Genomic DNA, 12,283 nt, shown 5'->3' on the forward strand with positions numbered 1-12,283 from the left:
TACGGTGGTGTGGGAGGACGGTAGATAAAATAATTATCTACCTCCTACCCGATTTATAACGCTGTTTTTTTCATGTCAATAAGACTGGCTCATTTAAACCGTTTTATTGGTACTGTCAAGGATTTTTCGCAAATTCATTTTAACCATTTGGTTACCGGAATGTTAACCGGCTATGTGATCTGCTTCTTCAGCAGATTGCATTTGATCAAGAAGTTTCATATACATATATAGTTTAGCCCCCCACCAGGTCCCTGCCACATGGCGAAGCCGAGCACATACTAGCATTAGGGCGGACTGGCCATCCGGGAATGTTCCTACTACTTTTGTGCGTCGCTTTATTTCACGGTTCAGACGTTCTATGGTATTGTTTGTTCTTATACGATTCCAGTGTTCATAAGGAAAGTTCATGTATGTTAATGTTTCTTCAATTCCATCTTCCAGTTTTTTAGCTGCCTCTTTAAGCCTCATTGTTCGAAGTTCTTCTACCACTTGTTTTGCTTTTTGGCGTGCTGCTTCCTTACTTTCCTGGGAATGGATTGCTTTTAGCATTTTTGCTACATTTTTTATTCGGCTTCGTGGGGTAATGGAAAATATATTTCGATAGAAATATATGGTGCATCGCTGATATTTGGCATCTGGAAACACTTGTGGAATTGATTCCAGCATTCCAAGGTTTTTGTCCCCAACAATTAAGCGGACACCTTTAAGGCCTCTGCTTTTTAGTTCAATAAGGAAGTTTTTCCAACTTTCCCGGTCCTCTTTCATTCCCTCGGAGGCTCCTATGATTTCACGGTATCCTGCTTCATTACACCTATAGCTATAAGAATAGAAACATTTTCGTATTCACTACCCCAACAGCATTTTAGAAAGATACCGTCAACAAATATGTAAGGATAATTCCCACCGTTTAAGGGACGATTTCTCCAGGTTTCGATATGCTCATAAGCTTTTTTATTTAAGTTGCTAATTGTCCCTGGAGATACTTTAGTTCCCCAAAGTGCTTCGGTGATATCTTCCACACGGCGCTCGGATACACCTGCAAGATACATTTCGATTAGCGCTTCTTCAACAGAGCACTCTCTCCGACGATAACGTTCAATAATAGCAGTTTCAAAGGGAATTCCTTTAAGCTTTGGTACGTTAAGTTTCACCTCACCTGATGTAGTAACCAGATTTCTTTGATAATGACCGGATCGGTACCCTTGACGCTCCCCGGAACGCTCATATTTTTCGGCGTTGACCAATTCATCTGCTTCTCTATCAAGCAGAGCATTGAGAGTTTCCTCCACACTGGAACGAACTAAATCTTTTAATTCTGTTTTGATTATTTCCTCATTTAGCTGTATAATGTTATCAGACATGTTTCATAGCCTCCTTTGTGAGATTTGGTGTGGTAACTTTATTTTACCAAGTGGCTATGGAACATGTCCATTTTTATTTAATTGAATTTGCGAAATTAAATATACGTTAGGAGGTGCGGACAATTTCTTGGACTGTTTATGATGCCAGGCCCAGACTTTGCCGATATTCCAATGGACTCATATTTCCTAGTGAGACTTTAATTCTGGTTTCATTGTACCATAGCAGATATTCATTAAGAATTGCTGTAAACTTTGCTATCGACACCTTTGACCAACTGCGGTTATAAAACATTTCATTTTTCAGGCGTCCAAAGAATCCCTCGCATGCAGAATTATCCGGAGAACAACCTTTTTTTGACATGGAACGCTGAAGACCGGATTGTGTCATCCTCCATATCCAGCCTGGCCATCGATAATGGCATCCACGGTCGCTATGGATGACTGGATGTTCCTTTTTATTAAGAGTACAACATGCACGATCCAACATGCTGTTGACGAGGCTGGCATCGGGTACCGAGCTTATATTCCAGGCGGGAAGCATTCCATCAAAACAATCAATGATCGCCGACAAATATACTTTTCCAGCAGGAATGGCAAACTCCGTGATATCAGTCAGCCATTTCTGGTTTGGCATATCTGCATGAAAATTACGCTGGATGATATTAGGTACTGCAGGTGTAATCTCTCCTTTGTATGAACTGTACTTATTTCGACGTTTTACTTTGACTCTTGCCCCGCACTCAGACATGAGCTTTCGTACTATTTTTTCTGATACGCAAGTACCTTCTTTGGCTAGTAATGCATGGATTCTCCGGTATCCGTATCTACCACCATTTTCATTAAACAGCTCCTTGATACGATTTCTTAATTCTGCATATTTATCAGTGCATGCAAGACGTTTCCTCTGATAGTAATAACTGCTTTTTGACAGCTTTAGTTTCTGTAGCAGCAATGGCAGTGAATAGTTATCTTTCAGGGCATCAATCATCACTGCCTTCTCTCGATTCCTGAGAGTGGTCAAATCGACGCCGGGGTCTTTTTTTAGGGCATCAAGTGTTCCTTTTAAAATATCTATTTCCATCTGCATCTCTTGCATTTGCCGCTTCAATTGTTCTACTTCCGGACTGGAGGCAGGTATCTCTTCCGGTAAATTGCCTCGTGGATCGTCATCGGTATTCATAAGTGCAACAGCCCCTTTCAGAATGTACTTTTTACGCCATATATAGATACTTGCTCTGCTATAGCCAATTTCTTCTGAAACTAATTGTACATTCTCTCCAAGCACAAAGCAACGATGAATTGTATCAAGCTTAAGTTTTAGGGACGGATGTCTGGGATGATTTGGAGTATTATTAAATTTGCGTCTTTTGGTTTTGCTTTTTGGCGGAGCGTCACGCTCAGCAATCCAATCGTAGAGTCTCTTTCGAGTTGGATATCCTAACTGATGAATGACTTTACTGACAGAGTTACATTGATCATATAATTGTAATGCTTTGTTTCTCTGATATTTTGAATACACTTCATTGCTCCTTTCGGAGTCTCATTGGTGTCCAACTTTATGTCCGCATCCCCTTATCTGGTGTGAAAATTCCTGTTGTAATGTTATCAGACATGTTCTATAGACTCCTTTGTGAGATTTGGTTGGTGACTTTACTTTACCAAACAGCTGTAGACCTTGTCTGTTTATATGAAATTGAATTAGCAAAATTAAATATACGTCATCTAACGCTGTATAGCAGAGTAAGTGGAAGCAAATCCATAAATTGTAAGTGACAGAAAGTTATTATCATAAGTGGGATATCAGGAAACAAAGTGCCGCTAATTTATCCATGTCCTTAAGTGAAAAAGTGAGTTTAGGATGGAATTTATGCGAAAGAGCACCTTGCATGTCTATATCATTTACAATGTATTTTCCTTATGTAAACATCTTGACAGAAGACAGATGATTACGTAATCCTGACAGAGATACTAAATGCAGGATTTAAGTGGCTAGGAACCAATCTACAATGTATAATTTGGACAGGGATGTACTTATCTCATCCCGGATAAGATATTTCTTAAGTACGATGCTGATTACTAAAAGTTTAGCCTCTTATAATTTAACCTCTTGCAATTTACCTCTACATAGAGTAATATATAACTACATAGAGATAATATAGGAGAAGCAATGGCAAAGACAGAATTAAAAATCCTAATAGGCCTCCATCGGGCTGTAAACTATATTGACCGACAATCAACCAAGATTTTTTCAGAGTACAATCTAACCATGGGCCAATTTGCCGTATTAGAGGCACTATACCACAAAGGAGACATGACCATAGGTCAGGTACAGGAAAAAATCCTAAGTTCCAGCGGAACCATTCCTCTTATTATAAATAACCTTGAGAAAAGAGGGTATCTTATAAGAAAAGCGGACAGCAAGGATAAGAGGCGATGCATTCTCCATATCACAGCTCAGGGACAAGAGTTGATTGGTCAGGTCTACCCTAGAAATGAAGCCAGGGTTATTGAGTTAATGGCTCATTGGACTGACGAAGAAAAAGTACAATTGGCAATGTTATTAAAAAAGTATGGAGATGAGATAAATGGAGAGAAAGATTAAAAGACAGGTTAGAGGCTTTAGAACCCAGGACGGTGCCGGTGTAAACCTGGTCAGGGTATTAGGACATGATACAATGGAAGAATACGATCCCATTTTGATGCTGGATTCCTTTGACAGTATAAATCCCGATGATTATACAGCCGGATTCCCCATGCACCCGCATAGGGGCATTGAAACAATCAGTTATGTATACCGCGGGAAGATGGTTCATAGGGACAGTTTAGGGAATGAAGATTCTATTTCCGACGGAGAAGTTCAGTGGATGACAGCAGGTTCCGGAATCCTGCATGAAGAGAAACTACCTGCATCAGAACGAATGCTTGGAGTACAGCTGTGGCTAAATTTACCGTCAAAAGATAAGATGACCGCTCCTTCTTATCACAGCATAAAAAATGATGAGATTGAAGAGATCAATCTAGGAGATGGAAAACTGAGACTACTTGCCGGTCAATATAAGGACAGTAAAGGATATACAGGCAGATATCTCCCTCTGGATTACTACGATATCCATCTTGATCCTAACGCTTCTATATCCATAGATACGGAGCCAAACCGCTCAGTTATGATCTTTACCTTATCAGGAGAGGTTTCTGTCGGAGGAGAACTGGTGAGAGAGAAGACAGCAGCAAAGCTTACCTCTGGAGACAAGGTCGAGATAAAAAGTACTGAGAAGAATGCCCAGGTGTTATTTTTAAGCTCAGAGCTTTTAGGAGAGCCTATTGCCTGGGGAGGTCCCATTGTAATGAATACGAAAGCTGAATTGCAAAAAGCTTTTACAGATCTGGATAAGGGAACGTTTTTACAAAAGAAAATGTCATATGACAACTAATAAAATATTATAATTAGATCAGGAGGAATTAAAATGGGCATTATTGAATCATTAGAAAAGAGAAGAAGCTATTACAGCATTAATAAAGAACTTCCTGTTGATGCCGGTGAAGTCATCGAACGGATTGAAAAATTAACAGAACTGGTACCTGATGCTTTTAATATGAAAAGCTCCCGCATTGTTGTGGCGTTAGGAGAAAAGCAGGAATTATTATGGGACGCTATCTATGACGCTTTCGGAGGCCAGGTCCCAAGAGAAAAAATCGACAGCTTTAAAGCTGGTGCAGGAACAATTCTTTATTACTACGATCAGGAGGTCGTAAAAGGATTACAGGGACATTTTCCGCTGTATGCGGACAATTTTCCAGCCTGGGCGATGCAGTCCAGTGCAATGCTTCAAATAAGCATCTGGAGCGGGCTGCGGGAATTAGGGATCGGCGCTTCCTTACAGCACTATAACCCGGTTATAGATCAGAAGGTCCGGGAACTGTTTGATTTGCCGGAAAGCTATCTGCTAATTGCCCAAATGCCTTTCGGAGGGATTGTAAAAGAACCTGATTTAAAAGAGAAGGAAGACATTTCCAAAAGGGTTCAAATTGAAAAATAATAATTGATTTCCATTTCTAATTTGGCATTAGGGATGAACGGTACCCAGATAGCAGAACACAAAAAGAGACTCTCTCTTTTAATGTTCTTGGCTAGGGGTACCGTTTATCTCTTTTTTCACCTTCTCAGGCTAACTTTTAAAGTTCATCATAGCGGCACGTCACATTATTGTCTAAAATATTCTCAAAAAATATATTCTATAGTATAACTACCTTCCCTCCTCATCCTTAAAAGCAGGGCATTTTCGGGCTCATTCCGGTAGAGTGAAATGTTGAACACCAAAGCAGCAATGGATTTTACGCCACAGAAGTAGGGGACAGCATAAAAGCATAAAAGCATAAAAGCATAAAAGCATAAAAGCATAAAAGCATAAAAGCATAAAAGCTAGGCATATCTTATTGACTATGTTGATTTGTATTCTATTTAGCTTTTAATAAACTATATAACATTATGCTCACCGTAATAGGAACTACCTACCAAATGGGGCCGATGGGGAAACATAAAGGTCCAGAAAGCAGATATGATTTTACGCTGACAGAAGCATCTTAAGAACCTCATAAGAGAATACAGTGAGTTAAAAGCAATTATAAAAAAAGTGCAGATGATTGTATGTACTGCATAAGTATTACAATTAAAATTAGAATATTTTATACAAAAATATTAATATAAGTTGACAAGTATAATCATAATTGCTATAATTAGAGCAAGTTAATTAATAAAGTTTATAAAGTAAGTACAAGGCGGACTAAATTATGAGCGAGATGGTTGGAAAACCAGGTGTAATAAAATTATTAAATAAAGATGTGGTAGAAGGAATTATTCGAAGCAATGGTCCAATCACAAAACCAGAGATAGCCAAACGGTCACAGTTAAGTCTGGTCACTGTAAATAAAACAGTTGCTATCCTGATTCAGGAGGAAAAAGTAAAAGTCAGTGGAGCCAGTGAATCCACCGGTGGCAGGAGAGCAATGTTCTATGAAATTAATAATGAAGCAAATTTTTATATCGGTCTATATTATTATAAGAATCATTATATTGGAGCCATTTCAGATTCCATAGGTGAATTAATTTATGAGCAGGAATTCCCTACCAGAGTGGATGTCTATGAAGAGGTCATGGAAGATACATATTTAGCGCTGGACAGTCTCATTGAAAGGTGCGGTGATCATAAGATAAAAGCCATAGGAATTGGTGTTCCTGGAGTTGTAAAAAAGGGTATCATTACCAATATTCCCAATATCCCGTCCTGGGAGGGAAAAGATATTTCGGATATTTTATCAAATAAATATCGGCTTCCGGTTCTGCTTGAGAATGATATTAATCTGACTACATTAGGAATTTATAATACAGAGTATCAGAATAATAAAGTCAGGAACATGGCTTTGATTTATTTGGATCAGGGAATCGGATCAGGATTTATCATTAATCAGTCGCTGTTTAAAGGTTCCAGTAACTTTGCCGGAGAATTAAGTTACATACCGGTAAAGCAGTATTTTCCTATAAAAGGGAAGGTAACCAGATACACAGGCAACTTTGAAACACAAATATCATTAATCACTGAGGCAATGGAACAATCCTCCGGATTGTCAGAGCAAGAGCTATATAAAGATATGCTGGTTCGGACAATTATCGAAGGCCTGTTAAGTGTTATCTGCGTTTTAAACCCTGAAATTATCGTGATGAAGCATAGCTGTCTGACAGAACATGATTGTCAAAAGATAGAACAGGAGCTGGCAAATTGGGTGGATGAAAGCAATGTTCCCTCCATAATAAATGCGGCAGATTTAAGCAAAAGCAGTATTCAAGGAGTAATTCGTATGTGCATCAGGGAAAGTACTTCTTCCTATTCATTATCTAATAAAAAGCGAGGTTAATAAAATGAAATATTTATTATCAGTAGATGGGGGAGGAACTAAAACAGAATTTTATATCAGTGATCTGCAAGGGAATATGATAGATACCTTTACAACTGGATCCACCAGCATCAAGTCAGTAGGAGGGGATAAATCCTATGACCAGCTAAAGGCAGGAATCCAACAGCTAAAAGAGACATATAAAATTACGCCTGATGATATTTTAATGGGAGTGTTTGGAATGTCTGGCTGTGATTCGGATAATGATTATCAGACAATTCTTGACCGGATTTTAAGTCTGGGGTTTACAAAAGACAATGTTCATCTATGCAACGATGGGGTACTGGCATTTTATGCACAGACCCAGGGACCGGGAATAGTCGTAATTGCAGGAACCGGTTCAATTGTAATTGGGATAGATAAACAGGGGGAGGTCAGACGTTCAGGAGGATGGGGTTACCATTTCAGTGATATTGGATCCGGTTATTGGATTGGCTGTGAGATACTTAAGAGAACTCTTCTTTATTGTGATAACTGTCATCCATATTCACCTGTATTTGAACAGGTCAAAGGCTATTTCCAGGCGGAGAGTTATACAGAGCTTCCATATATTGTGACAGAAATTAAAGATATGAATCAAATTGCAGGTCTGGCTTATGAAGTTGTAAAGGCAGCCGAAGAGCAGGAAGAATTATCCATAAACATATTAAAAGACGGAGTCAGACAATTGGCTGATCAGGTTGCGGGTATGGTAAAACAAATGGATTTATCAGAGGTCCCAAAGATTGTTTTTTCAGGCGGAGTATTAAAAAGCAAGATTTATCAAGACATGCTTGCATCAGAAATCAGACAATTTATTCCTGATCAGGATATTCAGTTTTATATTCAGAAGAATAAGCCATCCTTTGGAGGGATAAAGTTAGCACAGCGGCTGCTGGAGAAGAAAAAAGAAATTGTCCTTCAGATATTTACCGGAGGATATTTAAGTAAAGAGACTACATATGAAGAAGTGGAAAGTAAATTAAAACCAATACTTGAAAAGATAAGAGTGACAAAGGTAATTATCGGATGGTCTGTCGATGAGGAACTATATATAAAGATAAAGCTACTGGTACATAAGTATCAAGCAGAATTATATCTATGGATGCCAGTTTTTTCAGAGACAGGATTGCTGGAACCGGTAAGTTTCCTGCAGGATTTTCGGGGTGAGGAAGTAAAAAGTTATCAGTTGAAAGCCGGAGAAAATTTCGAGTTTTATTGTCCTAATATAAAACAAAACAGAGAGAGCGTAAAACATATTTATGAAAAACATTTTAGTAAAATTGGCTTTGATGGAATATTTTTAGATAAAATCAGGTATTCTTCCTTTTCCAATAAAATCACCGGAGTGTTTAGCTGTTTCTGCCCTGAATGTATGAAAAAGTATCAGGAAAAACAACTGGATGCCGATGAATTACGAATGGAGATGGACAAAGTTATTGATGGGCTGGAAGGATATGACGGACACCCGTTAAAATGTTTAACTTATGAAGATGGAAGCTATCGGTTTGATAATCCGATCTGGGAAAAATTTTTCAACTGTAAAGCAGACTTTATCTATGACTCGTTAAAAGAAATTACCGGTTATTTCAGGGAACAGGGCCTAAAGATCGGCATGGATGTGTTATCACCTTTTTTAACCCATTTTACCGGACAGGATCTGTCAAGACTTAAAGGATTAACCGATTTTATGAAACCTATGATGTATCGGATTACCTGTGCTCCGGCAGGACTTCCATTTGAATACGACAGCTTCCTGTCAGGTACTACCAATATTGATGCTGATACGGTAAGGAGAGAGTTTGATCAGCTGCTTGGAATTAAGTCAAGCGGGGACAACCGGTTTGATCTTGATTTTGTGGAATCAGAACTTGACATCATGGAGCGTATGGATATACCGGTATATTGCGGAATTGAAGTCAACAGAATTAAGGATGTTGTACCGGCAGATCCGGAATATATAAAAGATACTATTAATAGTCTGTCTCAAACCAATATTAAAGGCTTTGTGTTATCCTGGGATATTCTATCGGCACCTGAAGAAAATATTGAGGCGGTCTACCATTGCTTTGGAGGCAGGGGTGAAATGCAATGAATCAGATATTAGAGATGAAGCACATTTATAAAGATTTTGGGGCAGTAAAAGTGTTGAATGACATTGACTTTTCATTGGGAAAAGGTGAGGTCAGAGCTCTTTTAGGTGCCAATGGTGCGGGAAAATCTACATTGATTAAAATACTGGGCGGTGTTCATGCGCCAACCAAAGGTGAAATTTACTTAAGAGGAGATAAGATAAATTTTAAGGACAGCTATCATTCAAAGCAATCAGGCATTAGTGTGATCTATCAGGAACTAAGCCTGGTACCTACACTGTCGGTAATAGATAATATCTTTCTTGGCAGAGAAGTGGTTTCCGGCATCTTTTTAAAAAAAGAAGAGATGAAAAAAGAGTATGAAGATATTTGCCAGCGGTTTTCGTTTGACATACCTGCAAATGTGATTGTGTCTAAGCTGAGCATTGCCAAGCAGCAGATGGTAGAGATTATGAAAGCAGTATCCTGTGATACTGAGATCATTATCATGGATGAGCCAACAACTTCACTTACTAATAATGAGAAAACAAGTCTTTTTGAAATTATAGCAAAGCTAAAAGCGGTTGGTAAAAGCATCATTTATATATCACATATTTTAGATGAGATTTTTCTGAATTGTGACAGCGCCAGCATTATGAGAAATGGCATTATGGTCGGAAGCTATGATGTAAAGGACCTTACAAAAGAAAAGATTACTCAGTTGATGACTGGTATTGACAACAGCAATATTGCAGGAAAAAAACAGACCTTTCATGCAGATTATACCAGCGAACCCGTTTTGGAAGTCAGAAATCTTGGCCGGGGAAATGTGGTAAAAGATGTATCCTTTAAGGTTCATAAAGGTGAGGTGTTAGGATTTGCCGGCCTGGTTGGTTCTAAACGAACGGAGATCATTAATCTGATTTATGGGGTAGACCATTATGACCGCGGTGAAGTGTTAATGAATGGAACAGCTGTAAAGGTAAGATCGCCTAAACAAGCGATCCAACATAAGATCGGTTTTATTCCGGAAGACAGAAAGCATCTTGGCCTGATACTGGGACAGGAAATATATAAAAATTCTACGGCCGTTCAGATTGATAAGTTTAAGACGTCAGGATTCTTAAATAAAGCAAAAGAAATAGAATTCGCTGAATTTGCAGAAAAGAAACTGGGCATTAAAATCAGTAATGTAAAGCAAAAAGTAAAAGAACTTAGCGGCGGTAATCAACAGAAGGTTGTGGTATCTAAATGGTTGAATCAGGATATGGATTTGATTATTTATGACGAACCTACCAAAGGAATTGACATTGCGGCGAAGGAAGACATTTTTCATTCGATTGAGGAATTCTCAGGACATGGAATAGGGGTCATATTTATATCGTCCGATTTAGAGGAAGTGATCCGTGTTGCAGACCGGGTGCTGGTAGTCAGAGATGGAACGATTGTCAGTGAGTTGACTAATGACAATCTTACAGTTCAGGAAATTATGGATAAGATATTTGATGTATAGAGGAGAAGGGTGATATGAAGAATAAAATGGGTGTACTGAAAAAGATGAATTTTCGGGAATATGGTGTTGTAATAGGTTTTATTCTGCTGTGTGTGGTCATCTCATTTGCAACTCCGGCATTTGCAACTCAAAAGAATATCTTAAACCTGTTACGGCAGTCTTCCATCATCGGAATCATCGCAACAGGAATGACATTTGTAATTATATCAGGAAGCTTTGATATCTCAGTCGGGGCGGTAGCTGCTTTGTCAGGTGCGGTAACAATGAAACTGATAACAATGGGGAATGGGGTTCCGGTAGCGATTGCTGTTATGGCAGCTCTTGGGATCGGTGCTGTGGTAGGACTTATAAATGGTATTGCAGTTGCCAAAATTAATGTTCCTTCCCTCATTGCAACCATGGCAATGGTAAGTGTGGTGAAAGGTTCCATGCTGATGTTTACCGGAGGGTATCCCATCACAAGAACAATTCCGGTACTGGATACCATTGGAAATGGATATGTGGCTGGGATTCCGATTCCTGTTATCATATTTGCAGCAGCAGTTGCCATAGCTTTTATCATTCTTACAAAAACACGATTTGGAAGATATGTCTATTCTGTTGGCGGCAATGAAGAAGCCAGTAAATTAAATGGAATCAATGTAGACTCTTATAAAATAAAGGTATTTGTAATCAACTCAGTTTTAGCGGCATTGGCCGGGATAGTACTGGTAGGCAGAATGGGTACAGCCAGTCCGGCAGCAGGAGATGGCTATGATATGGATGCGATTGCATCGGTAGTAATTGGGGGAACTTCTGTTGCAGGCGGATCTGGATCTGTATTGAAAACAGTCATCGGAGTGCTGCTAATGAGTGTGATCAATAATAGTTTTAACTTACTCGGTGTAGATATGTATTTTCAATATATATTTAAAGGATTAATTATTTTAATCGCAGTGGGAGCAGATTCATTTAGTAAAAAGCGGCTGGCTTCAAGCTAAGCCCCAAAAAGAGAAGGAGAGAATATTATGAAGAAGCAAATGAAAAAGGTATTGGCACTAGGTTTAGCAACGGTGATGGCAGCAGGTATGACTGCTTGTTCTGCCCCGGCCAAAGAAGAAACAACAGCAGCTACAAAGGCTGCAGAAACACAGGCAGCAGGTGAGGCAAAAGACGAGTATAAAATTGCAGTTTTACTTCCAGGCCCGACAGGTTATTTTGTAGCAACAAAAGAAGGAATTGATGCAGCAGCAAAAGAGAATAACGTAAAGATTGAATATGCAGATGCACAATGGGATGCTTCGAAACAGCTTGCTCAGGCAGAAGATTTTATTGTAAAAGGTGTGGATTTAATTGCAATATGCTCTGTTGATTCAGGATCAGGGGAGAAGATTGTAAAATCTGCAAATGAATCCAATATTCCAATTCTG

At 38.9% G+C, this 12,283-nt stretch carries 9 protein-coding genes and 1 pseudogene; 8 read left to right on the forward strand and 2 right to left on the reverse strand.

Annotated features, from left to right (window positions below; all coding sequences use genetic code 11):
* Positions 1-162: 162 nt before the first annotated feature.
* Both RT269_RS28015 and RT269_RS28020 read right to left on the reverse strand, forming a co-directional pair.
* Positions 163-1,361: pseudogene (locus RT269_RS28015) on the reverse strand (IS256 family transposase).
* Between the two features lie 136 nt (positions 1,362-1,497).
* Positions 1,498-2,880, reverse strand: coding sequence for an IS3 family transposase (locus RT269_RS28020; protein WP_313187647.1), 1,383 nt, complete (start codon positions 2,878-2,880; stop codon positions 1,498-1,500).
* 648 nt (positions 2,881-3,528) lie between these two features.
* Between RT269_RS28020 and RT269_RS28025 the strand changes: the two genes are divergently transcribed.
* The 8 genes from RT269_RS28025 to RT269_RS28060 form a co-directional block, all read left to right on the forward strand.
* Entirely contained in the window at positions 3,529-3,963 is a 435-nt protein-coding gene (locus tag RT269_RS28025) for a MarR family winged helix-turn-helix transcriptional regulator (RefSeq protein WP_313187649.1), read from the forward strand.
* Positions 3,947-4,792, forward strand: coding sequence for a pirin family protein (locus tag RT269_RS28030; protein ID WP_313187651.1), 846 nt, complete (start codon positions 3,947-3,949; stop codon positions 4,790-4,792). The genes RT269_RS28025 and RT269_RS28030 overlap by 17 nt, the downstream gene beginning before the upstream one ends.
* Positions 4,793-4,825: 33 nt before the next feature.
* Positions 4,826-5,398, forward strand: a complete 573-nt coding sequence (locus RT269_RS28035; RefSeq protein WP_313187652.1) for a nitroreductase family protein — start codon at positions 4,826-4,828, stop codon at positions 5,396-5,398.
* A gap of 751 nt (positions 5,399-6,149) precedes the next feature.
* Complete coding sequence (locus RT269_RS28040) at positions 6,150-7,271, forward strand: ROK family protein (RefSeq protein ID WP_313187653.1); 1,122 nt, start codon at positions 6,150-6,152, stop codon at positions 7,269-7,271.
* Between the two features lie 4 nt (positions 7,272-7,275).
* Positions 7,276-9,384: a BadF/BadG/BcrA/BcrD ATPase family protein gene (locus RT269_RS28045; RefSeq protein ID WP_313187655.1), complete on the forward strand. Its 2,109-nt coding sequence runs from the start codon at positions 7,276-7,278 to the stop codon at positions 9,382-9,384.
* Positions 9,381-10,874: a sugar ABC transporter ATP-binding protein gene (locus RT269_RS28050; RefSeq protein ID WP_313187657.1), complete on the forward strand. Its 1,494-nt coding sequence runs from the start codon at positions 9,381-9,383 to the stop codon at positions 10,872-10,874. The genes RT269_RS28045 and RT269_RS28050 overlap by 4 nt, the downstream gene beginning before the upstream one ends.
* Before the next feature lie 14 nt (positions 10,875-10,888).
* Positions 10,889-11,854 carry an ABC transporter permease gene (locus RT269_RS28055; protein ID WP_313187659.1) on the forward strand — a complete coding sequence of 322 codons (966 nt, stop codon included), beginning with the start codon at positions 10,889-10,891 and terminating at the stop codon, positions 11,852-11,854.
* Between the two features lie 27 nt (positions 11,855-11,881).
* Positions 11,882-12,283: sugar ABC transporter substrate-binding protein (locus RT269_RS28060; RefSeq protein ID WP_313187660.1), on the forward strand; the 402-nt coding region annotated here is incomplete at its 3' end.

The sequence above is a fragment of the Lacrimispora sp. genome, from assembly GCF_032078915.1.
GTDB lineage: Bacteria > Bacillota > Clostridia > Lachnospirales > Lachnospiraceae > Lacrimispora.